Origin of the sequence: Pedobacter soli, assembly GCF_900101435.1 — a bacterium.
Taxonomy (GTDB): domain Bacteria; phylum Bacteroidota; class Bacteroidia; order Sphingobacteriales; family Sphingobacteriaceae; genus Pedobacter; species Pedobacter soli.
Genome location: NZ_FMZH01000018.1, coordinates 39705 through 62794, shown reverse-complemented (window position 1 = coordinate 62794; position 23090 = coordinate 39705). Strand labels below are relative to the sequence as shown.

The 23090-nt window shown below is 43.2% G+C and carries 15 protein-coding genes; 5 read left to right on the top strand and 10 right to left on the bottom strand.

Going from position 1 to position 23090, the window contains the following annotated elements; all coding sequences use genetic code 11:
• Positions 1 to 14 precede the first annotated feature (14 nt).
• Together BLR37_RS23575 and BLR37_RS23570 are read right to left on the bottom strand one after the other, a co-directional pair.
• A complete protein-coding gene (locus BLR37_RS23575) occupies positions 15 to 1073 on the bottom strand; it encodes a glycoside hydrolase family 43 protein (RefSeq protein WP_143009661.1) in 1059 nt (352 codons plus the stop codon).
• Positions 1074 to 1166: 93 nt separating this feature from the next.
• Positions 1167 to 1811 (bottom strand): Crp/Fnr family transcriptional regulator, encoded by a 645-nt coding sequence (locus BLR37_RS23570; protein WP_039474575.1) that lies wholly within the window; start codon positions 1809 to 1811, stop codon positions 1167 to 1169.
• A gap of 327 nt (positions 1812 to 2138) precedes the next feature.
• On the opposite strand from BLR37_RS23570, the gene BLR37_RS23565 reads away from it, so the two are divergent.
• Positions 2139 to 2510 carry a hypothetical protein gene (locus BLR37_RS23565; RefSeq protein WP_143009660.1) on the top strand — a complete coding sequence of 124 codons (372 nt, stop codon included), beginning with the start codon at positions 2139 to 2141 and terminating at the stop codon, positions 2508 to 2510.
• Here the strand turns inward: BLR37_RS23565 and BLR37_RS23560 are convergent.
• Positions 2507 to 3772, bottom strand: a complete 1266-nt coding sequence (locus BLR37_RS23560; RefSeq protein ID WP_090772985.1) for an ROK family protein — start codon at positions 3770 to 3772, stop codon at positions 2507 to 2509. The genes BLR37_RS23565 and BLR37_RS23560 overlap by 4 nt on opposite strands.
• A 236-nt stretch (positions 3773 to 4008) precedes the next feature.
• Here BLR37_RS23560 and BLR37_RS23555 point away from each other — a divergent pair, with 236 nt between their 5' ends.
• The 4 genes from BLR37_RS23555 to BLR37_RS23540 are packed head-to-tail and all read left to right on the top strand — an operon-like array spanning position 4009 to position 11300.
• Complete coding sequence (locus BLR37_RS23555) at positions 4009 to 5289, top strand: Gfo/Idh/MocA family oxidoreductase (protein WP_090772983.1); 1281 nt, start codon at positions 4009 to 4011, stop codon at positions 5287 to 5289.
• Between the two features lie 42 nt (positions 5290 to 5331).
• The gene (locus BLR37_RS23550; RefSeq protein ID WP_090772981.1) at positions 5332 to 8739 is read left to right on the top strand and encodes a 3-keto-alpha-glucoside-1,2-lyase-like domain-containing protein; all 3408 of its coding nucleotides are present in this window, start codon (positions 5332 to 5334) and stop codon (positions 8737 to 8739) included.
• Between the two features lie 14 nt (positions 8740 to 8753).
• Positions 8754 to 10208, top strand: coding sequence for a Gfo/Idh/MocA family protein (locus BLR37_RS23545; protein ID WP_039474567.1), 1455 nt, complete (start codon positions 8754 to 8756; stop codon positions 10206 to 10208).
• 9 nt (positions 10209 to 10217) lie between these two features.
• Complete coding sequence (locus BLR37_RS23540) at positions 10218 to 11300, top strand: Gfo/Idh/MocA family protein (RefSeq protein ID WP_090772979.1); 1083 nt, start codon at positions 10218 to 10220, stop codon at positions 11298 to 11300.
• Positions 11301 to 11462: 162 nt separating this feature from the next.
• Here BLR37_RS23540 and BLR37_RS23535 read toward each other — a convergent pair whose 3' ends face one another.
• The 7 genes from BLR37_RS23535 to BLR37_RS23505 all read right to left on the bottom strand — a co-directional run bounded on the left by BLR37_RS23535 (position 11463) and on the right by BLR37_RS23505 (position 23082).
• A complete protein-coding gene (locus BLR37_RS23535) occupies positions 11463 to 11912 on the bottom strand; it encodes an SRPBCC family protein (protein ID WP_039474563.1) in 450 nt (149 codons plus the stop codon).
• A gap of 206 nt (positions 11913 to 12118) precedes the next feature.
• Entirely contained in the window at positions 12119 to 13012 is an 894-nt protein-coding gene (locus BLR37_RS23530; RefSeq protein ID WP_090772977.1) for an IS110 family RNA-guided transposase, read from the bottom strand.
• 953 nt (positions 13013 to 13965) lie between these two features.
• Positions 13966 to 16239 carry a GH92 family glycosyl hydrolase gene (locus tag BLR37_RS23525; protein ID WP_090772974.1) on the bottom strand — a complete coding sequence of 758 codons (2274 nt, stop codon included), beginning with the start codon at positions 16237 to 16239 and terminating at the stop codon, positions 13966 to 13968.
• Positions 16240 to 16254: 15 nt separating this feature from the next.
• Positions 16255 to 17772 (bottom strand): glycoside hydrolase family 28 protein, encoded by a 1518-nt coding sequence (locus BLR37_RS23520; RefSeq protein WP_167356671.1) that lies wholly within the window; start codon positions 17770 to 17772, stop codon positions 16255 to 16257.
• A gap of 16 nt (positions 17773 to 17788) precedes the next feature.
• Positions 17789 to 19999 carry an alpha-N-acetylglucosaminidase gene (locus tag BLR37_RS23515; protein WP_090772970.1) on the bottom strand — a complete coding sequence of 737 codons (2211 nt, stop codon included), beginning with the start codon at positions 19997 to 19999 and terminating at the stop codon, positions 17789 to 17791.
• Position 20000: 1 nt separating this feature from the next.
• Positions 20001 to 21236: an acyltransferase family protein gene (locus tag BLR37_RS23510; RefSeq protein ID WP_090772968.1), complete on the bottom strand. Its 1236-nt coding sequence runs from the start codon at positions 21234 to 21236 to the stop codon at positions 20001 to 20003.
• Between the two features lie 175 nt (positions 21237 to 21411).
• Positions 21412 to 23082, bottom strand: a complete 1671-nt coding sequence (locus BLR37_RS23505) for a RagB/SusD family nutrient uptake outer membrane protein (RefSeq protein WP_090772966.1) — start codon at positions 23080 to 23082, stop codon at positions 21412 to 21414.
• Positions 23083 to 23090: the final 8 nt, after the last annotated feature.

Genomic DNA, 23090 nt, shown 5'->3' with positions numbered 1-23090 from the left:
TTTGAGCTGATTCGTTAAAATTTCATGTCTAAATTCCAGTTGCGGGCCAGTGCTGTGGCTTCTTTTTTGGTGAGGTGTATTACTGCACCGTGTTTGGGCGAAGAGAAATTGGTCGATTTCATTACGCCTTCGTTAAAACGCCCCAGGTTGGTGAAATTGGTAAAGTCGCTGGTTTCGCTAAAGCCAAAATTGTGTGGTGTAATGCGGTAGATATCGTAAATGAGCACCCATTTGTTTTCGCCAATGCGTTTGTAAACCGTCGGGGCTTCACAGCCTACTTTTTCGGGATCATACCAGCGATCGTCGTACTCATAATCTTTATTGATAGATGAGGAAACCGCTTGTTTAACACCCGAGGTGCCATCATGCGGAACATAAAACATGTGGAAACGATCGCCAACTTTGGTAATATCGGCATCGATATAAGATACATCTTTAGGGTATTGAAAAAGTAGCTTAGGTTGCGATTCGAATTTGGTAAAATCTTTATCCATGTAAGCATAATAAAGCTTGTCTTTACCATTGGCAAAACGCATGGTAAAATAAATCATCAGCTTATTTTCTTTTTCGTCGAAAATGAGTTCAGGAGCCCAGGCACAGCCAATATCGGCCAATTCGGGGAAAGATTGGTCTACGCGTAAAACCCGGTGCGACCAATGGATGAGATCTTTCGATTTCATGAGCACCAGCCCGCGGTTATTGCCCCAGCCATAAGCTTTGCCATCGCGTTCCCATTCAGTGTTGCGGTAACCGGCCTTTTGGCCGTAAATGTGTAAATCGGTTAAAGCCATGTAAAACATACCATCCGGACCGCGGTAAATGTGCGGATCGCGAATACCTTTTTGCTCAGCTATAGTATCGCCGGCAATAACGGGTTTGGCCTGGTTTACATCGGTAAAGCTGTAGCCATCTTTACTCAGGGCCATGTACAAACCATGTGTATCGTCTTTAAAATACACCATCAGGTAGGCAGCCATGTCTTTTTCGCGGGGTTGCCGTTTTTGTTGCGCACAAAGACCGATGGAGAGGAGCATGCAGATGAGACAGGCCGCCGTACGGTAAAAAATAATCATTGGCTTTTATATTTGGTTTAGCAGATTGATTCCACTAAAATAATAAATAATCGTCATTATAACGATTATTTATTTCCAACAATAAAAGGTCTTTTAAATTCCTTCTGCCAGGGGAGTGGGAACAACCTGAGTTTCCTTATGCAGTTCTTTGCTCCTGATGCGGCTCAGGGTTTCGAGGCGCATACCCAGATAACTGGCCAGGTAACGTTGCGGAATCCTGCTCATGTCTATTTTTTTGCTTTCTTCGAGCGTGCGGTAGCGCCGTAATGCATTTGGAATTCTGGCCAGGATCGATCTTTCTGAAGCTGCATAATAATGTAAGGCCAAAAGTTTGCGGCCAATTACGTTGGCTTCTTCGTATTTGGCGTAGGTGGCATCAATTAAAGTATAAGGTATCCGGATCAGTTCGCATTCTTCCAGTGCCTGAAGATATTCTACCGAATGATAGGCTTTGTGATCGGGATGGCGGATGGCGCCAACAATGTTATTACCGAAACTGAACCAGGTGGTAATATCTTTCGTGCCGTCTTTAACAAATCCGCGAACGATCCCGCTTTTTACAAAATATAGGGCCGCGTTACTGTCAATCGGCGAAACAATGTGTTTGTTTTTTCTAACCGTAACCAGCGAACAATGTTTTTCATAGTCGGCAATCAATGGTTCAGAAACAGGATAATACTGTTCAAAGAATTGAATCAGTGGCTGTACAAAAGAGCTGTTTTTGGGATGGAGCATCATATTGTAACTTTTTTTATTGAATAAATTTTTACAAAAGCAAGCATTTAAAGTTGCTAATGGGTTAAGAAGGCTGGTTTATAAACCAGATGGCTGCGATTCATCCATTAGAAAATGATGTTTTTGCTGTGTTTGGTTAATTAGATCTTACCTACGAAAAATATAGCCAAGAGGTTTTTTTAAATAGGATTATTTATACAAAAAATGTTGTAATAATAAAGTTACGTAATTTATCTGGTAAAAAAATATGTGCAGTAAAATTCGCTTTCTGAATTTAACTAAAACTATCTGTCGGCGATCAGGTTAGAAATAATAAGACAAATGAAAGATATGGAAAAAAAAGATACTCAAAGACACGTGATTACCGAACTTACCACTACCGGATTACAAGCTGCAACAAAAAAACTGGGTGCTACAGCGAGCCGCAGGCAGATTAGAAAAGGTGTTTCCGAAAATATTGGTTTTATAGATCAGTTATTGCGGTTAACTTTAATGAAAAACAATGATCCTGAAAAAAAAATGCAGCGGAACATTGAATTGGGTGCATTGGGGGTAATTGCCCTGAATAGTTTTTATAAAGGCTTTAAGCGAAAAAAGAAATTATGGGTGCTAGAGGGCGTTTTTTTAACGACCGCTTTGGCTGGGGTAATTTTAATGCTGGAATTGCGCTATAATCAGAACCAGACCGGAAAAACCAATTAAGCCATTTGTTTTAACCTGGATGTTTTAGCTTGTTTAATATGGTTCTCCAGAAACTGGCCAATACCTGTTGTCGCATAGCCCATCAATCGTGAATTTTCACCCAGTTCTGACGATACAATGGTTGTTTTTTCTCTGATTTGGGTCATACAATAGGTATTAATGGCCTGTTGCATGGGTAAGGTTATGTATTGCTTTGCTTCTGCAATTTTTCCGCTTAAGATAATCAGTTCGGGATTAAACAGTTGAATAAGCATGGCAATACCTTTGCCCATATGTGTACCAATATTGGAAAGCAACTGAATTGCATATTGATCGCCTTTGTTTGCAGCAGCAATGATAACGGCAGGTTCTATCCTTTCGAGTTCTTCGTTACTGAGTTTATTCAGCATGGAGTTTTTGCCCGATAAAATCCCTTTTTTGGCCATTTCTGATAGGGCATTGCCAGATGCAATGGTTTCCAGGCAGCCGTGTTTGCCACAGTAGCACAGATCGCCATTTTCTACAAAGGGGATATGTCCCAGTTCGCCGGAAAAGCCACAGGCCCCGGGCCTCAATTTACCATCCATGATGATGCCCAACCCAACGCCCCAATCCATCAGTAAAATAAGTGCGTTTTTTTTTCCTTTGGCCATGCCATGCGTAGATTCGGCCATGGTAGAGCCGTTTACATCATTCTGTATCACTACCGGCAACTTCAGCATATTTTCAAAAGCAGCAGTTAACGAAATGTTTTCTACATCGTTTAGAAAATAGCTGTAATTCTCTCCCCGTACAGCATCAATCAGGCCAGGCATACCCACACTGCAGCCAATCAGTTCATTTGTAGAGATATTTTGCGATTCAAGAATTTCCTGTAAATGTGTATTTAAAATGTGGAAGAAATCGGCCCGGCTTTTTGAGATGGGGAGTGCGATGGTTCTGGGGCCAAATATGAAATTGTAATTGTTATCCATGATGGCTATTTTAGTGTGGAAAAGCTCGATATCGATACAAACAATCAGGATTTTTTTATCCTTTAAACGATAAAGATCCGGTTTCCTGCCACCCATTGATACGCCATAACCTTTCTTCTCTATCCAGCCTTCATCTGTTAAACTGCCAATGAGTTTCAAAATACTGGGTGTACTCATATTCATCATATCGCATAATGCCGAAACCGGCGAAGGGCCCATGCTGAAAAGGTATTTAATCAGCTCATATTTCTGAATTAGCCTTTTATTCCCTTCATGGTTAGATATGTTATTTAATAGGTTAAGATTCATGGATATTTGGTTCAGTTTGGCTAAATATATAGAACTTCTATTAAAATTTTATAAAAGTTTTTTTCATACGTAAAGAAATAAACGATGTTTTGTCTTTTTAACAATTTCTTCCTAACATTAACTAACCAAATATGCTAGTTAGTGCCCCCTATACCCTGTTTTGAAAAAAGTATAATGCATTGCTACTAATTTTAAACTGAACCGTCAGATAAGTTTATTTCTACACAACAACCAAAATGAAAACTAAAGAAGAACCACAAACAAACTCCAGAAGAGATTTTATTAAAAAAACGGCAGTTGGCCTTGCTGCCTTTACCATTGTGCCCCGTTATGTATTGGGCGGACAAGGCTTTATTGCGCCCAGCGATAAGTTAACCAAAGCGGTTATAGGTGTTGGGAGCATGGGAAGAGGGCATTTTACTTACGATGGCACGCAGGTAGTTGCTATTTGTGATGTGGATACAAGGCATATTGCCAAGTCGTTGCCAATGCTGGATAAAGGCGTAAAAACCTTTAGCGATTACCGCGAATTATTGAAACTACCCGAAGTAGATATCGTACATATTGCTACCCCGCCGCACTGGCACGGTACCATGGCTATTGATGCGGCCAATGCCGGCAAAGATATCTGGTGCGAAAAACCCATGACCCATACCATCGGCGAAGGTAAAAGGGTAATGGAAGCCGTACAGCAACATGGCCGTATGTTCCGTTTAAATACCTGGTTCAGGTTTAAAGATACTTTTTATGGAATGGGGACTACCGTAAAACCCATTAAAAAACTGGTAGATAGTGGCTTGTTAGGCTGGCCTTTAAAAGTTACTGTAAGTAAGCATACCGGTTACGATTGGAAATTTTACTGGGTAGGTAAAGAAAATTTACCTGTAGAGCCTGTACCGGCTGAATTGGATTACAATTCCTGGTTAGGCCCGGCGCCATTTAAACCGTACAGCACCCACCGTGTACATGGTACTTTCCGTGGATATTGGGATTACGATGGTGGTGGTTTAAGTGATATGGGCCAGCATTATATCGACCCGATTCAATACTTTTTGGGTAAAGACGATACCAGCCCGATTTCGGTTGAGGTTGATGCCCCACAGCAGCATAGTGATGCAGTAGGTACCTGGAGAAGGATTACCTATACCTATGCAGATGGTTGTCAGATTATTTTAGATGGCGAAGGTAAAGATGCCAATGTGCCTTATATAGAAGGACCAAAAGGAAAGCTATATCCAGGCTTTAAATCCGATATTCCGGATTTGGAACGTAAACTGGCTGCATTCCCTGATCCGGCACCACAAATGACGGATTTTGTTACCTCGGTAAAAACCAGACAGCAATTTGCCCTGAATGAACAGAACGGACACCGCTCTTGTAATATCGTAAATATTGGTTTGGCAGCACTCCGCCTGGGGCGCTCGTTAAAATTCGATCCGGTAAAACAGGAGTTTATTGACGATGAAGCAGCTAATAAACTGATTAACCCGGTTATGCGCGCACCATTCACCATATAGTTCACCTCAACCAAATTCTACAACAATTTTTAATTGATAACAATGATCAAGAAATTAATATTTGCGCTGTTGGCTATTGTGATGTTGCAACAGGCGATATATGCACAAGATAAAACCGACCAGCGTACCACAACTACCCGTATTGCCGACTTGCTGGCCCAGCTGCCTGCACGTGATGGCAAACAGCTGAAAAGAAATATGCAGGAAATTGCCGATTTAGGCGAAGAAGGCTATGTAACCCTGGTTGGTGGCTTAGCCCCGGGAGCTAAAGAAAATGCTGTAATTGAATATGCTGTGAGCGGATTTTCGGCTTACGTGAGTCAAACCGGACAAGAAAACCTGCGTAAAATGAGTGCTGCTGCCTATTGCAAGGCGCTGGCTAAATTGAGCGATAACCCGAACAAAGCTTTTGTAATCAGTCAGTTCGAGTTGGTGGGTAATGATGCCGCTATTGATTGTATTGCACCTTATTTAAAAGATGAAGTACTTGCCGATCCGGCAGCGAGATCTCTTGCCAAAATTAACACCGAAAATGCTACCGCTGCTTTACTGGCTGCTTTGCCAGCAACAAGTGGTAAAGCACAACTGGCTATTGTAGACGCCTTGGGACACAGCCATTCTAAAAAAGCAGCTGCAGCCATCCAGAACCTTTTTGCTGGGAAAATGAGCAGCGATGTGGCCAAAGTTTGCCTGTATGCACTCGCTAACATTGCCGATCCGGCTTCGAAAACAGTGCTGGCCAATAGTGCCAACAACGTAGGCTTTAAACCCGAAAATACCAATGCCGTTGATGCTTACATCGTTTATGCCAATAACCTGATGTTAACCGATAAAGCATTGGCTACAAGCATTGCGAAAGAAATATTAGAAAAAGCAAAAGGCGACGATTTGGTACATACCCGTACCGCTGCACTAAAAATAATATCAGCAACGGAGCCCGATTATTTGTTAACTGCCTTAAACGACCCGAATTTCCAATACCGCGCAGCTGCCCTGAAATTTGCAACTGCCAATTTGCTTGCCGGTAAAGGTACAGCCGATACCTGGCTAAGTAAACTGGCTAAAGCCGATGCCGAAACACAAGTAGCCATTATTAAAATGCTGGCTCAGGCTAAAGTACAAACTGCATTACCGGCAGTAAGCAAACTCATAAACAGTAAAGATGAAAGTGTAAAGTTAGCGGCGATTGAAGCTACCGGAAGTATCGGGCAGGAGACTGCGTTAGCTACTTTACTCAAATCGATGGCTAAGGCTGATACCGCAACATTAAATGCCTACAGCAATGCTTTGCTGAGAATGAAAGGCAATGGAGTAACTACTCAGGTAGCAGCCTTTATTCCAAAAGCTAAACCAGCTGCTCAGGTGGCATTAATTAATGTACTGGCGGCCCGTGCAGCGCACAGTGAGTTGCCAGCCATTTACAGCCTGCTTAAAAATAAAAAACCTGAAGTTAAAAGTGCGGCTTTCAAGGCTTTATCAACAACTGTAAATGCACAGGATTTGCCTCAGTTGTTTACTTTGTTAAATGAAACTGCCGATCAGGCAGAACTGGTAAGTGTACAGGATGCCATTATTTCGGCTGTAAAAGGAGGGAACGATGCTCAGGTAGATGCCATTTTAAAACAAATGGATGCTGCTACAGCCGAGAAAAAGCAATTGTATTATAAAATATTGGCGAGCCTGGGTGGAAAAAAAGCCTTATCAGCTGTTTCAACAGCTTTCAGTAATGGTAGCGAAGCCGATAAAAACGCCGCGTTACAGGCTTTATCATCATGGAACGATAGCGGATCGGCTGATGAGCTGATTAAAATAGCACGTACCACCACCAATACGGATTATTTGAATCAGGCGCTTGCGGGTTACTTAAGGTTGATTAATACTTCAAATGCTGCTCCAGAACAAAAATTGTTAATGTTGCGCAATGCCATGGCTGTAGCCAAAACCACGCAACAGCAGCAGGAGATTTTGAGATCTGCCGATCAGGCCAAAACTTTCAATACCCTGGTTTTTGCAGGTAAATACCTTGATAATGCACAACTGCAACAAGCCGCTGCCACTACAGTAATGAATGTGGTTATGGCCGGAAAATACAGTGGTACCATTGTAAAAGACCTGATTAATAAAACCATTGAGGTGTTAAAAGGTGCCGATGCCGAATACCAGAAAGAAGGCTTACGCAAGTACCTGGCAGAAATGAAAGCGGGCGAAGGCTTTGTTTCAGTATTTAATGGTACTGATTTAACAGGCTGGAAAGGTCTGGTTGCCGATCCGATTAAAAGGGCTAAAATGGATGCCGCTACGCTGGCTACTGAGCAGGCCAAAGCCGATGCTGAAATGAGAGACAGCTGGAAAGTGATTAATGGCGAACTGCAGTTTCAAAGCCATGGCAACAACCTGGCCACCGTAAAAAAATACGGAGATTTTGAAATGCTGGTAGATTGGAAAATTATCGACGATAAAAAAGGAGAGGGCGATGCCGGTATTTACCTTCGCGGTACACCACAGGTACAAATCTGGGATAATGCCCGTGTAAAAGTAGGTGCCGAGGTAGGCTCAGGTGGTTTGTACAACAACAGGGTAAACCCAAGCAAACCATTGGTAGTGGCCGATAACAAACTGGATGAATGGAATACCTTCAGGATTTTAATGCATGGCGACCGTGTTACCGTGTATCTGAACGGACAACTGGTAACCGATAATGTTGTGCTTGAGAATTACTGGGATAAAAACCTGCCTATTTTTGCCGAAGAGCAAATCGAATTGCAGGCGCATGGATCGCCGGTAGCTTACCGCGATATTTTTATCAGGGAAATACCAAGACCAAAACCTTTTGAGTTAAGTGCGCAAGAGAAAAAGGAAGGCTATAAAATATTGTTCGATGGTACCAACATGCATAGCTGGACCGGTAACACCACCGATTACATTATCGAAGACGGCAATATTGCCATCAGACCAAAACCAGGTAAAGGATCAGGTGGTAACTTATTTACCAAGGATGAATTCAGCGATTTTATATATCGTTTCGAGTTTAAATTAACCCCGGGTGCCAACAACGGTTTAGGTATCAGGGCTCCTTTTGAGGGCGATGCTGCTTACGAGGGCATGGAACTTCAGATTTTAGACAACGAAGCACCTATTTACAAAGATTTGCATGTGTACCAGTACCACGGTTCTATTTACGGTACCATTCCAGCCAAAAGAGGATTTTTAAAACCCGTAGGCGAATGGAATTATGAAGAAGTTGTTGTAAATGGTCCGAAAATAAAAGTAATTTTAAACGGAACTGTAATTCTGGATGCTGATATTACCGAAGCAAGAAAAAATGGTGCTGCAGATCATAAACCACATCCGGGTTTGTTACGCGATAGCGGGCATATTGGTTTCTTAGGTCACGGCTCACCGGTAGAATTCAGAAACATCAGGATTAAAGAACTTAATAAGAAGAAATAAACAAATCAATATTTATGACTGAAGAAGTAAAAGATTCAGCTGCCGATAGTTCGAGAAGAAATTTTATTAAAACCACTGCCCTTGCGGCAGCTGGTTTTATGATTGTACCACGCCATGTGCTGGGCAAAGGTTATCTGGCGCCAAGCGACAGGTTGCAGGTAGCCGGTATTGGTGTTGGCGGTAAAGGCGAAAGCGATTTAACCGGTGTATTTAAAGGAGGAAAATCTGATATCGCTTTTCTATGCGATGTAGACGACAGACGTGCGGCCAATTCGGTAAAACGTTTTCCTAAAGCCAAATATTATAAAGATTACCGCCAGATGCTGGATAAAGAATCCAAAAACATTGATGGCGTAGTCATTTCAACGCCAGATCATAACCATGCCATGCAAGCCATGGCTGCTATGCAACTGGGCAAACACGTATATGTACAAAAGCCGTTAACCCACGATATTTACGAAGCCCGAATGCTTACCGAAGCGGCAAAGAAATATCAGGTAGTTACGCAAATGGGTAACCAGGGAGCATCTGGAGAAGGGGTACGCAAACTGAAAGACTGGCTGGATGCCGGGTTAATTGGTAAAGTACACACCGTTTATTGCTGGACCGATCGCCCGGTATGGCCGCAAGGTATTTCCTGGCCGGCCACAGGTGGTAATATCCCTGCAGAATTGGATTGGGACTTATGGTTGGGCAGTGCGCCATTTAAACCTTATGTAGATAAACTGGTACCTTTTAACTGGCGCGGCTGGTGGGATTATGGAACAGGTGCCATAGGCGATATGGGCTGCCATTTGGTTGAACCACCTTTCCGGATATTAGAGCTCGATACCCCAACCAGTGTTGAGTGTAGCGTAGGCAGTGTGTATGTGGATGAGTTTAAGCGCGGTTATTTCCCTGAAAGCTGTCCGCCTTCGAGCCATGTAATTATGACTTTCGATAAAACGAAAAAAACAAAAGGAAATTTGCAAATGCATTGGATGGACGGTGGTATTAAACCTGAGCGTCCCGAAGAAATGTTGCCAAACGAATCGTTCGGCGATAACGGTACCTTGTTTATTGGCACACGCGGTAAAATGATTTGCGATACCTATGGCGCCAACCCAAGGCTATTGCCGTTAACCAAAAATGCAAGCGACCGTACCAAACCTAAAGCGCCGCGTGTACCGGGCGATGTAGCAGGACATTATACCCAATGGGCCGAAGCCGCTATTGCCGGTTACGGTAAAATAGAGTTGAGCTCGCCTTTCGAAATAGCCGGACCGCTTACCGAAACCCTTTTAATTGCCAATCTAGCCATTCGGGGTATCGATGTACAACGTGCTAAGGCTGATGGTAAGGGGTATACTTTCCCGGGCAGGGACATTAAAATGCTTTGGGATAAGCAAAATATGCGCGTAACCAATTTTGATGAAGTAAACCAGTTTGTAAAACGCGAATACCGCAAAGGCTGGAGTCTTGGGGTATAACCTGAAATAATGAGTTTAAAACAGAACAATATAAAAGTATTGGTGGTAGGCTGTGGCAATATGGGGGCATCCCATGCCGTGGCTTATCACATTTTAGATGGCTTCGAAATCTGTGGATTGGTTTCTACCGGTAACAGTAAAAACGTACTGAACGAAAAACTAGGTGGAGGTTATCCGCTGTTCAGCGATTTTTACGAAGCCCTGGCTGCTACCCAACCCGATGCCGTATGCATTTCAACATACCCCGATACGCACGAAGCCTATGCTGTAAAATCTTTTGAGAGCGGTTGCCATGTGTTTATCGAAAAACCATTGGCCGATACCGTTGAAGGCGCCCAACGCGTTGCCGAAGCCGCTAAAAAGGCAGGTAAAAAGCTTTTGGTAGGTTATATTTTACGTTACCATCCTTCCTGGGAAAAGTTTATCGAACTATCTAAAGATATGGGGAAACCACTGGTGATGCGGATGAATCTGAACCAGCAAAGCCATGGCCCTAAATGGACAGTACACCGCAACCTGATGAAAAGCCTGAGCCCCATTGTAGATTGTGCCGTGCATTATATTGATGTGATGTGCCAGATGACAGGATCGAAACCGGTACAAGTGAGTGCCATTGGTGCGCGCTTAACGGATGAAGTGCCTGAATGGAATTACAATTATGGGCAGTTACAGATCCGTTTCGAAGATGGCTCGGTAGGTTGGTACGAAGCTGGCTGGGGGCCGATGGTGAGTGACAACGCCTTTTTTATTAAAGATGTTTTCGGCCCAAAAGGTGCGGTATCTATCGTAGCTAAAGCTGCGGGTGCTGCAGGCAATTCAGATAATATTGATGCCCACACCAAAACCGAATCGATAAAAGTGCATCATGCTACTTTAAACGAAGCGGATGAATTTGCAAAAGCGGATGAATGGATCGACCTCAGCGATGAACCCGACCACCAGGAACTTTGCAACCGCGAACAGCGCTTCTTCTTAAAAGCCATACTGGAAGATATTGATCTGACCCGGCCAACAGAAGATGCTGTTAACAGTTTAAAGATTGCCTTCGCTTGCGATGAATCGGTTAAAACTGGAGAAATGGTGAGGTTGTAGGGGATTTTTAGTAACCCGCGACACTAACATAGTCTGTCATCCTGAGCCTGTCGAAGGACCATTAAAAAATGTAAAAATTATTTAAGGTCAGATGGTAACATCTGACCTCACTTAATAGATTTCTCCATTCCGCTACACTTCAGTCGAAATGACGATTTTTTGTTAAGCATCCGGAATATTAGGCTCTACCAGCTTAGTCAGTTTTTCTAAAGATTCCTGCCAGCCCAGGTAGCACATCTCAGCAGGGATCATTTCCGGAATACCTTCCTGCAATACTTTCAAATCGGTACCCACCATTGTTTTTTCCAGCCAGATCGAAGTAGTCATTACTCCTGGTAAATTTGGATCATCGAACTTATCTGTATATTTTAAAAATGCATTGGGTTTAACCTCCAGATATTCGCCGCCAAAAGAGTGACCATTACCGGTAGTGAAATTATGAAACGACATTTTAAAACTGCCACCTTCCTTTACGTCCATATGGTGTACAGTACAAAGAAAACCGTATGGTGGTAACCACGATGCAATGGCTAATGCTTCGGTAAAGGCTTTGTAAACTTTTTCAGGCGATGCTTTAATCACCCTGTGCAATGAAACTTTATTGGTTGACATAACATTATTTTTTTTATTTTCTACTCATCTGGCTTTTCGGTTCGCCCGTTTTTTGTAATGGTTGCTGCTCCACCGCCCATGTTGCCCGGGCTATAACAAAGGTGGGATGAAAAACTGGTTTTAAGCGTGGTAGTATGCGACAATTTTATGGGTAATTTAAGACCGGTTTTACTGCGATGTCAGAAATAGAATTGTCATCCTGATTTCTATGATAAAACCAAATCATTTTTATAGATGGTTTGGTTTTTTATTACTGCAAATATTCTGTGGATGATTTTGTTTCTTACAGCGTTCAAAGCACTCATTTTATTTTTCCCCTCAGCTACTTTTCTCTGGTAATATTCTCTCAGGTCATTTTTTAAGCGGATTGCACTCATAGCAGCCAGGTGAAGAATGGATTTAATTACCTTATCTGCATAGCTTGATATCCTGTTCTTTCCTCTAATGGAGGTTCCCGATTGATATGCAAAAGGTACAACACCGCTGTAACAAGCCATCTTACGTGGATCGGTAATCGTTGTAAAATTTTCAGTTTTTGCCAATATCATCCAGGATAGCACCTTTCCAACTCCAGGAACGGAACGTATAAGTTTTGCCTGCTGATCCATCCTTTCATCTGTTTTGATAAGCAGTTCTATTTCCTTTTCAATCTGAACAATCTGGCGATCAATCAAGTGTAATTGCTCTCTATTAAGTCTTTGCAGAGATTTGTCCAAACCAACATGCTTCATCTTAGCATAATCGTATTGTTGTTTAAGAAGCTGTCTTTTAGATTTAATGCGGGCATTACGTTCGGTAAGCAGAATTTTTAGCTTTTGAATCGCTGGTGATGAGGGTTTCCATCGGGGTAAATCAGCATGGTTCTTCGAAATGAAAGCGGCTATTCTTATCGCATCAATCTTATCGGTTTTACCTCGTACCAACCCCATGCTCTTTTTTAAGTGCAGCGGTGAGACCACATAGACCTGGTGATGAAGATTTTTTAATACTTCATATAAAGCCCAATTATAACGCCCTGTATTTTCTATCCCAATAAGTAGGCATTCTAGTTTATAGACATTAAAAAACTTACGGATTGCTGCCTCTTCATTTTTGATCACGAAAGATTTCCCCCCCCCTTACCACTTACATGAATATCTAATGTAGCACTGCTAACATCAATACCAATAATTGTCTGATTTTGCATAGTTTTGTAGTGAAAGTTTATTAATTGAGAACTTCAACTCTACTCAACTCCTTAATAATGGGTCTCTAGCCCGAATTTCTATTTGAGTTTAAAGTTGAAGAAAAGAAGCAGGGGCTTCATCAGGATATGAGGTATTAACTCGGAGCCTAGTCATAGTTCACCCTGCTTCTTCTCAATTTAAATATCCAATAAATTTAATTATGCAAATCTAAAGGAGCCTGTCGAAGGACCTGCCCAAACAATTCTTAATGGTTCTTTTGCTATATTGAGATTGCCAGTCAAGCTGGCAATGACGATTAGTAAAAGGGGAATTGCAATAGATGGCCTGTACCTTGGCAAAGCTAGACAGCCTGACCCCTGCAATAACAACCATTGCTACCAACTTGCAGGCAGCTAAAGTATAGTATGCTTTAGCTTTTACCCAAAAACCGCCTTTACGCTACTTTTTAGGTGACAAAAGGGTAACGCCAGGGTAACCAGGAGGTAACCAAAAGGTAAAGAATAGGTAACCAAAAGGTAGAGAAAAGGTAACCAAAGGGTAAGGAAGGGGTTAACTTGGTACCAAGAAAGGGTAAAGAACAGGTAAAGGAAGGGTAAAGAAAAATCGGGTTATTTTGGCTGATTTTTGGATAAATCACCTGATTGATTATTGGATGTTCGAATAATTAGGCGTTAAAAATGGTTAAATATTAAGACGAGAGCGTATTATAAATAAATTATCAGCTCTAAACGGATCGTCATTGCGAGAAGGCTTTTTCAGCCGCCGAAGCAATCTTTACAGTAAGAATCGCTAGCATGAAAGATTGCTTCGTCGTTCCTCCTCGCAATGACGATCTATCTATAGAAAACTGCATTAATACATTCGCATTACTCACCCATGTAAAAAATCAAACTACCACCATTAATCAGTTGCTGATGGGTAATTTCATTTTTACTCAACTGCTTTCCGTTTAATGTAATCCGTGTTATATAATTAGCATTTTTGGTTTCCCTCTGTGTTTTAATCAGCAATGTTTTACCGTTTTTAAAAGTAATGCTGCTTTGGCTAAACAACGGACTGGTAATCTGGTAAACGCCTGAGACAGGATCGACCGGATAAAAACCGAGTGCTGCAAATACATACCAGGCCGACATCTGGCCGGCATCATCGTTGCCGCTCAAACCTCCGGGGCCATCGCTATATTCCTCTTCCAAAATACGGCTAACCTGTTGCTGTGTTTTGCGTGGCGATGCCGTGTAATTGTATAAAAACGGAATCTGATGCCCGGGCTCATTGCCATGCCAGTATTCTTTTTTAGCAAATAAGGAATCCAGCTCATTTTCGAGTTTTTTTGCTCCACCCATCAGTTTAATCAATCCGGGCATATCCTGTGGCACATAAAAAGTATATTGCCGCGGCGTACCTTCTGTAATGTAGGGCTCGCGGTGGTCGGCATGAAAAGGGCTATACCAAGTACCGTTTTCAAATCTGCCCCGTACCATGCCCACAGCCGTATCAAATACATTTTTATAGTTTAGCGCCCTTTTCATCAGGGCTTCATAATCTGCCTTTTTGCCCAGGTTTTTGGCCACGGTGGCCAGGGCATAATCATCATAAGCATACTCTAGCGTACGGCTTACCTGCTCTTTGGTATGGAAAGCATTAACAACAGCATCCTCCATCGGAATATAACCATATTTAAGGTAGCTGTTAATGGCACGGCGGCCCTTGCCCTGAAGGTAAGTAGCCGAATCGGGCATTTGAAATGCATTTTGCCGCATCAGGCGGTAGGCTTCATTCACATCGAAACCGCGGATGCCCTTGTTATAGGCCGAGGCGAGAAAAGCAGTGGCATGATCGCCAATCATGGCTGCGGTATAACTGTTCCAACAAGGAAATATAGGTAACCAGCCTCCTTGCTGCCCCTTTAATACCAAAGCACTTGCAAAATCGCCAACCAGACCGGGGTTTAACAATTCCATTAAGGGTAATTGCGCACGGTAAATATCCCACATGGAGAAATCATCGTAATAATTACCTTTTTGCATTACTTTTCTGGTATAATTGCCAGCAAATGCCGGATATCCACCGTCTACATCGTTAAATAAACGCGGATGTTGCTGCGCATGGTAAAGTGCGGTGTAGAAAATCCGCTTATTTTTTTCACCAGGATCATTAATCTTAACCTGACCAAGTGATTGTTCCCAAGCCTGGCTTGTTTTGGCCACAACTGTTTCGAAACTGGTGGCATTAATTTCTTTTTCGAGGTTAAGCTTTGCTGCGGCTATACTGGTAAAAGAAGTCCCGGCGTAAATGCTGATGGTTTCGCCTTTTTGCATTTTAAAACCGAGGTAAGCTCCCAGGTCTTTCTGGTTTTCGATGCTTTGATCTGCAGATACCCGGCTCTCGCTGAACACGCCACTGATGGAGAAATTCTTTTTAATGCGGATAAAGAAATAACCACTAAAACCGGCAGGCTGGCCCCAGCCCTGATAAATGCGATGAACGGGGTTGTAACCTGAAATTTCACCTTTCTGGCGGTCAATTTTAATATAGCCTTTAGCCTGATCGCTGTTTGGGGTAATTAAAAGGTAAACACTATCTGCTTTTTGCGCGGTAATTTTAATCAGGCCACAACGCAGTGTTGCGGTGGCTTCGGTCAATAGGTTATATTCGGGTAGATTAGCTTTGTAATAAGCGGGGGTTGCAATTTCACCCTCATGGGTATAACTGGTAGCGTAATCGGTCGCACGGGTTTTAAGCTTACCCGAAATGGGCATAATGGTAAAACTGCCGTAATCCTGCGTGCACGAACCGCTAATCCAATGGCTGGCCCTGATGCCGTAAAACTGCTTATTGTTGTAATAATAGGGGGCAAGGCATTTTTTTTCCGAAAGCTGTGTTTGAGGAGTCCATTGCGTCATGCTAAAAGGTGGGGCAACGGCAGGAATGGTATTGGCCAGCTGCTCACTTTTGGCTTCTACATGCTGACTGGCCAGTGTGGTACTGGTCGAGGTACCTGAAAAAGGTTGTACATAGCGGATCAGCGATTGCTGGGCAAATACCGAGCTGCTGCTACCTATCAAAAGAGATAAGCAGGTATAAAAAAGTACTGATTTAAGATTATGGCGCAACTGGAAAAATGACTTCAGGATTTTCATAACGGTAAAGATAAATTATGGCAGCGTTTTTACCGCCTCCTTAATATTAGCCGGTTGTTTGGTGTTTTTAATAGTTGTATGATCTGTTTTTTTCAAAATGATGGTATGGGGATTTTCCGATTGCGCTATTTCAAGCCCGTCTATGTTGAGGGTACTCACCTCATCAAAAACAAAGGCAGGTCTGAAGTCGGTAGCTTTGTAATTCAGCTTAATGTTTTTAAATGAAATGCCCTTAGCATGGCGTACATAAAAGCCCCAGGCCGGCAACTCGCCAAACATACTAAACTCGGGATAACCTGCTTCGTTTTCGGTTACCTGATCCAGCTGCTCAAGCGGAATGTGGGCGATAGATTTGGACGCACCGCCACCATAGGTAATTTCGATATTTTCGAGGCTAACATTTTCAATAAAATGGCCAGGTACGCCGGCAATAACTGCCGGTAATAAATTATGCGGGCCTGTTTTCGGAAGCGGTCCTTCAATCGGATAGCCGGCATCTGGTTTGGCATTTGGAATATCAGCTTTCAGATCTGCAATGCGGATGTTCTTTACCGAACTGTATTGCGCATCTTTATTGCGGTGACCAAGGCGGATAAAAACCGCGTTTCCCGTATACTTTGCTGTAACCCCTGCAATATCTACATCCTCAATAAAGCCCCCGTCTACAGCTTCGAGAGCAATAGCAGATCGGTAGGTATTGTAAACGGTTATATTCCTCACTTTAATGTTCCTGAAGCCTCCATAAGAACCTGTACCGATTTTAAAACCACTGGCACTTGAGCGGATGGTGCAATTTGCTACGCTAATATTTTCGCAAATGCCTGGCCGCCCTTCCGATTTCAGGCAAATGCCATCGTCAGCGGCATCGATATTGCAATTGGTAATGCTAACATTTTTGCTGTTTACCAGATCTATACCGTCGTTGTTCCAGTATTCGGTACTTTCTACGGTTATACTATCAATCATTATTTTATTGCATCCGGCAAAATCCTGTACCCAGCCCGCGCTATTTTTAATGGTAAGGTTTTTTACTTTAATTTCTTCGCAATCAGTAAAAGCAATTAAACGTGGTCGGTTATATTCTGACGGACGTTTAACAATCCAGGTTTCATCCTGTAAAGTGCCATCGTGCAGCAACTGTAATAAACTTTTAACGATTTCGCGGCCTCTGCCATTTATGGTGCCTTTGCCGTTTAGGGCAATATTGTGCTGCCCATTAGCCGAAATGAGCGCAGCTGCAGCGGCTTTGCCATAATCGAGCCGGTTGATACTGCCCAGTAATTCTGCGCCCTCATTCAGGTAAAGTTCAACACCTGATTTTAATTCAATCGGGCCGGTAACAAACTGACCCGATGGAACAATTACCCGTCCGCCTGATTTGCCGGCGGCATTAATTGTAGTTTGAATTGCTGTGGTATTTAAGTGCTCCAATCCGGGTTTTGCGCCAAAATCAACAATGTTGAATGTTTTGGTTTGTGCATTAACCGCAAGGCAATAAAATAAACAAATAAAGGATAAGCTTAATGTTTTCATGAAATCTGGATGCTGTTTATTGGTACGTTGTACCCATGGTTTTACGGTATTTCTGATACATTTCAAGCGCAACATTCACCGGGTTTCCGATAGCTTTAGTCGGGTATTCTTTATGCTGGTTTACCCATTTCCATTCCCAATTGCTTACTTCTTCTTTAAATAAACTGGCGTTAAAATCGCTTTGCTGGTTTAACGATTGCCGGGCACGGGCAAAGAAAAGTTGCCACCTTGGTTTATAAAAATCATTAAGCAAGCCACTCCATTGCCTGCAGGCATATTCGTTTAACGGACTTTTAGCGTCGCCCCAGAGGGTGATCAGGTCTTTGGCATTCATTTCATAAAGTGCTCTTTCGGCCGGAGTTTCTCCCCACTGGCTGGCTGCGCTTACCCATGGACCCAGCATAAAATCTTTGCGGGTAGCCAAAAGGCGGTCCATATCATCAATAAGCTGTATAAACTTGCCGCTTTCGCTGTTAAAGGCAGCGAGGTCTTTTTTGCGGTAAGCCATTACAATTTTTCTTTGTACAGGTAAAGCGTAGTTGGCCATTACCTGCCGGGTTACATCAACCAGATCGTATTGAAACCCATCGCTGTTTTTGCAAAGCGGAGCTGCTTTAACCAATTCATCCCAACCGGGCAGCAGGTCTTGTTCGCGATAGTTTAAAGTAGTTTTAGCCCAGCGGGTTAGCGAGTCGAAGGTAGGACGGGCCTGGATAATCGATTCGGCACCATCTCTGATGTATTTGTCGGCAGGTACATGATAAACGGTTTTGCGCAATATTTCCCAGCCTTTCAATGCGTTTGCATTGCTTTTTCCGTAGCGGTTGCGCACAAATTTGGGCAGCCAGCTATTCAGGTCGATAGGTTTGGTCCGCCAGGTGTTATCCATCATCAGCTCGTAGAGTACGGGATTTTGTTCTATGCCTTCCATACTCAGGCCTATGCCTTTCATTTTGCCGCTTTGCGGATTGTTGAGGGCCTCGGCTGGTGCGGTAGCCACCACATCCATCCGCCCGAACAGGTTGGTATTTCCTCCAAAATTGTGTAGCATATTCCAGATCCAGGGTTTGCCGTAAAAACCTTGTGTGCGTTTCCAAACCGGTTCAATTTCAGTAGCCAGATCGAGCAAAATCATCTTATCATTGGGGACTGCATTGAGCAAGGCTTCGGTTTGGGCTTCTTTCCAGAATTTACGGTCGCTGTAAAAAAGCCATCCCTGCATTACCCAAATAGCCTTCGGGTCGGCGGCCGACATGCCATCGTATATCCGGGCGCTGAGATTGCCCAAGTAGGCCGGATCTGCAGAAGGCGGTTCATTTTCGTTAAAAGTATCGGCCGAGTAAAGGTGATCGGTGCCCAAGAGTTCGGTTTGCTTTTGCAAAAATTGTTTTCCAATCTGCGCAAACATAGGATCTTCCGAATCGAGGATATAGGTATCGGCAAAGCCATTGGTCCAGTTGGTGGCTTTGAGCCTGGCCTGGGGGAATTTCTTTTTGAAGGCTGCGGGTACATGACCGGTAAAGGCCGGCAATACGGGTTTCATGCCCAGTGCGCGTTGGCGGGCCAAAATTTTCTTTTGCAGTTCGAAGTGGCTTTTCATCCAGGCAAGCGGGAGCGGACCTCCCCAGCCATCGATGTTACCCATCCAAAACCACGAAAAATAGGCTGGCCCGGTAAAGAAACCTTTAAGTTCCTCATCCGAAAAGCCCATTTCTTTATAAACAAGATACCAGGTATATTCCTCGCCGGTAATGGCAAGGGGCATGTTAATGCCATGCAACGCCATCCAGTCTATTTCCTTTTCCCAGCGAGGCCAGTCCCACCAGCTCATGCTGTAATTAAAGGTGCAATAATTTAAATAATAACGGTAATCGTAAGGACTTTCTTTCCTTACCTTTCCTTTTACAGCAGGAAGTGCAGCCGGCAAGGTTAAGTTGGTGCCGTTCCAGGTAACCTGACAATGCGCATATTCAGTTAAATAGTAATAAAATGCCGAAGCGAGGGCAACACCGCTGCTTCCGCTTAAAATAATTTGTTTATTCCGGCTCTCCAGTTCAAAAACATCTTTGCCGTTTACGGTAGGAATGCTTTTAGTAATGAAAGACTGGTGCCTTTTGGGTAAAACGCGTTCAATAAGTTGATTGGAGGCCGCCAGATAAGATTGAGACCACAGGTTGGTCGTCAGCAGCATAAACACTACGGCCGGGAACAGTATTTTTATTTTCATATCAAATTTTTAGGAACCACTTTTTATCGAAGAGGAACTTTAAGCCAAACAATTGTATGATGAGTACGCCAGTCCATAAACCGGCCTGTTGCCATGCCGTAGGGATGATTCTAACAATCCCACCAAAGAGGAAGGATGAAGTGGATTCGAAATTAAACAGGCCATGTGCACAAACATAAATTAATATCGAATTGGTACCTATCCAAACCATGGGCATGCACCATTTTTGGTAACTGAGCACATCGATCAGGTAATAAAAAAGTGCAAACAGTAAAATACTCCAGCCACCTGCAAAGAGTACGAAAGTGCTGGTCCACATGATTTTATTGATTGGGAAAAAGAAGCTGCCGGCTAGCGCGATTAACAGCAGTACAATTCCTGAAAGGATTAGATACCCTACTTTTTTGGTTGGATTGGGGCAGATCGTTTTGTCCTGCATAAATTTTCCGGTAAATATGCCCAGTAAGGCCGAGCAAACAGCCGGAATTGTACTCAGCAAGCCTTCAGGATCGTAAATGGTGCGGTGCAGTTTTCCGGGAAGCAATAAGCGATCCAGATAGGCCGAAAGGTTGCCTTCAGGGGTAAATATTCCGCTGCCAAAACCGGGAACGGGTATATATTTCATCAGCAGGAAATATCCAGCCAGAATAGACACAAACCAGATAATTTGTTTTTTAAGTGAGGTGTTGAGGTAAATTAAGGCAGCGAAAAAAGTGGCAAGGCCAATGCGGCCCAGTACACTGGCAAAACGGGTATGCTCATAGCCTTTCCATTGCAGCATGCCATTAACCACTGCACCCAGTAAAATTAAAATTAGTGTTCTTTTAATCAGCGCGTAATAAATTTTACCTGTTGAAGCATTTCCGGTTTCTTTTTCGGTAAAATACTTTTGATAGGAAAAGGGCATTGACACCCCTGAAATGAAGATAAATAGCGGGAAAATGAGGTCGTAAAAGGTAAAGCCATTCCAGGGCGAATGGTGGAGCTGGTTACTGATGCCTACCAATATCCTTTCGAACAGGGAAAGGTTCGGGTTGGTGGCGATAGTCCAGTTGTGTGGATCCTGTATCAGTGCATGATCCTCCTTAATGCCATTAGCCAGCCCATGAAAAATACCTTCGCCACTTACAATCCAGAACATATCAAAGCCACGCAGGGCATCGAGCGAAAGCAACCGTTTAGGTTTATCTGCAGATTTTACGGTAGCAGGCGGTAGGTTACTGGTTGGTTGATCCATTATTGAGGTGATGTTTTATTTTGGATGGTTTTAATCAGACTTGTACAAATGTTCCTGAGTTTTATATACACGTAAGATACAGATATTACGCCAGCCGGGTGCTAATTAAGCAAATCCCCCCTCCAAAGTGGAGAGGGGAATAAAATTCTAATAACTTTTAAACTAAAGGTCGGTTTTAATAACCTGTGTTTTGTACCAATGTATTGTTGGTAGCTATTGCTGTACTTGGAATCGGGAATATACGGCGATAGGTATCGGTATTGGTTTTCGATAAACCATAAGCGTTTTCGAATTTCCCAAACCTGATCATATCGTTACGGTGCCAGGTTTCCCAGGCAAACTCTTTCGAACGTTCGTTATACAAAATATCTAAAGTTAAGGCGCCGAGCGGGGCAGATGTGGTGCGGTTACTTCTTACGCTGTTAACCAAACCTAGGGCAGTTGCGCCAAGGGTTGGTGTGCCGCCTCTGAATATGGCTTCGGCTTTCATTAATATAATATCCGAGTAACGGAACAAAGGCATATCGTTGTTTTGGTTGCGGTTGGTTGGATTGGTGTAATCGGCTAAAAATTTAATGTTGCGGTAACCGGTATTCCAGGCAATTTCATCTTTTCCTAAATCGTAGGAATTGGCGCCTAAACGCGAGCTGCTTAAAGGCGTTAAATTTAGCTGATAAACATAGGTTGCAGCCGGCGAACCTCCGGTGTAAAACTGATCGTAGCCTAAATTGGTGGTGCTCACCATAATCGGACTGCCATCCTGCCAGTATTGCGGGCCGGTAAGCCATTGTTTGTTTCTAATGTCGTTGGCATCGTTAAAATTAGCATAAAACTCAGTGGTGGTCATTCTTGGTCCGCTGGGCTTATTGTTGGCGAGGCCACTACCGCTGCTTTGGTTCATTACCGGGTTGGTAAACGAGCCTGGGGTTGAGCCCGAATACAGATAGCGGATGCCCAGGTTACGGTTCAGGTCGTAGCGGGCCAAAAACATGTTACCCGAGGTTGTGGCAGCATCAAAAGGAATGGCAAAAATAAACTCCTTTTGCGATGGCCCGTTGGTGGGGTAAAACATCTGCAGGTAGGTAGACATGGGTTCTATAGCATATAAACCTGAGCTGATCATTTGGTCGCAGGCCGCTATACAATCATCGTAACGCGCTGTACCAGTATAAACCGCTGCATTCAGGTACATTTTGGCCAGAATAGAATAAGCCAGGTATTTGGTAGGTAAACCATAAGTTGCTACGCCGGTAGTTGATTTGAGGTAAGGGATAGCTGCTTTTAATTCACTTTCTACATAGGTAAAAACCTGTGCCCTTGGCGAGTTTGTTTTCAATTGGGTAGCACCATAAAGGGTATCTAAAGGTACATTGCCGTATAAATCCATCATCATAAAATACGCCATGGCCCGCATAGTTTTCAACTCTGCAAGGTTGGTGCTTTTTGCTGAACCAGCAGGCGCCGATTGGTTGATAATAGAAATGGTTTGGTTGGCGGTACCAATTATATTGGTCAGATAAGACCATCCTGCAGCCACCCAGGCGTTATCTTTGGTCCAGGTGTGTCGGTGCAATTCCAGGTATTTGTTGCCGTCAATCCAATCAGAAGCAAAGATGGGTAATACCGACTCATCTGTAGAGCTGCTTTGCAAAAAGAAATAGGTTGTGGCATAATCGCTTCTTAAATTAATATATACCGGACCTGATGCCGAAGTTAACTGTGCTGCAGTTTGCGGATAAGACTCAGGGGTAAGTTCAGATGTAATGGGTACCTCCAGTTTTTGGCACGAGCTGAATATCAATGCCCCGCTTAGTGCACACAATATTCCAAATAATATCTTTTTCATGTTTTTAA

Excerpts from the sequence above, each read along its gene's own strand:
- BLR37_RS23575 (WP_143009661.1), bottom strand. The coding sequence starts at position 1,073 with ATGATTATTTTTTACCGTACGGCGGCCTGTCTCATCTGCATGCTCCTC.
- BLR37_RS23570 (WP_039474575.1), bottom strand. The coding sequence starts at position 1,811 with ATGATGCTCCATCCCAAAAACAGCTCTTTTGTACAGCCACTGATTCAA.
- BLR37_RS23565 (WP_143009660.1), top strand. The coding sequence starts at position 2,139 with ATGGAAAAAAAAGATACTCAAAGACACGTGATTACCGAACTTACCACT.
- BLR37_RS23560 (WP_090772985.1), bottom strand. The coding sequence starts at position 3,772 with ATGAATCTTAACCTATTAAATAACATATCTAACCATGAAGGGAATAAA.
- BLR37_RS23555 (WP_090772983.1), top strand. The coding sequence starts at position 4,009 with ATGAAAACTAAAGAAGAACCACAAACAAACTCCAGAAGAGATTTTATT.
- BLR37_RS23550 (WP_090772981.1), top strand. The coding sequence starts at position 5,332 with ATGATCAAGAAATTAATATTTGCGCTGTTGGCTATTGTGATGTTGCAA.
- BLR37_RS23545 (WP_039474567.1), top strand. The coding sequence starts at position 8,754 with ATGACTGAAGAAGTAAAAGATTCAGCTGCCGATAGTTCGAGAAGAAAT.
- BLR37_RS23540 (WP_090772979.1), top strand. The coding sequence starts at position 10,218 with ATGAGTTTAAAACAGAACAATATAAAAGTATTGGTGGTAGGCTGTGGC.
- BLR37_RS23535 (WP_039474563.1), bottom strand. The coding sequence starts at position 11,912 with ATGTCAACCAATAAAGTTTCATTGCACAGGGTGATTAAAGCATCGCCT.
- BLR37_RS23525 (WP_090772974.1), bottom strand. The coding sequence starts at position 16,239 with ATGAAAATCCTGAAGTCATTTTTCCAGTTGCGCCATAATCTTAAATCA.
- BLR37_RS23520 (WP_167356671.1), bottom strand. The coding sequence starts at position 17,772 with ATGAAAACATTAAGCTTATCCTTTATTTGTTTATTTTATTGCCTTGCG.
- BLR37_RS23515 (WP_090772970.1), bottom strand. The coding sequence starts at position 19,999 with ATGAAAATAAAAATACTGTTCCCGGCCGTAGTGTTTATGCTGCTGACG.
- BLR37_RS23510 (WP_090772968.1), bottom strand. The coding sequence starts at position 21,236 with ATGGATCAACCAACCAGTAACCTACCGCCTGCTACCGTAAAATCTGCA.
- BLR37_RS23505 (WP_090772966.1), bottom strand. The coding sequence starts at position 23,082 with ATGAAAAAGATATTATTTGGAATATTGTGTGCACTAAGCGGGGCATTG.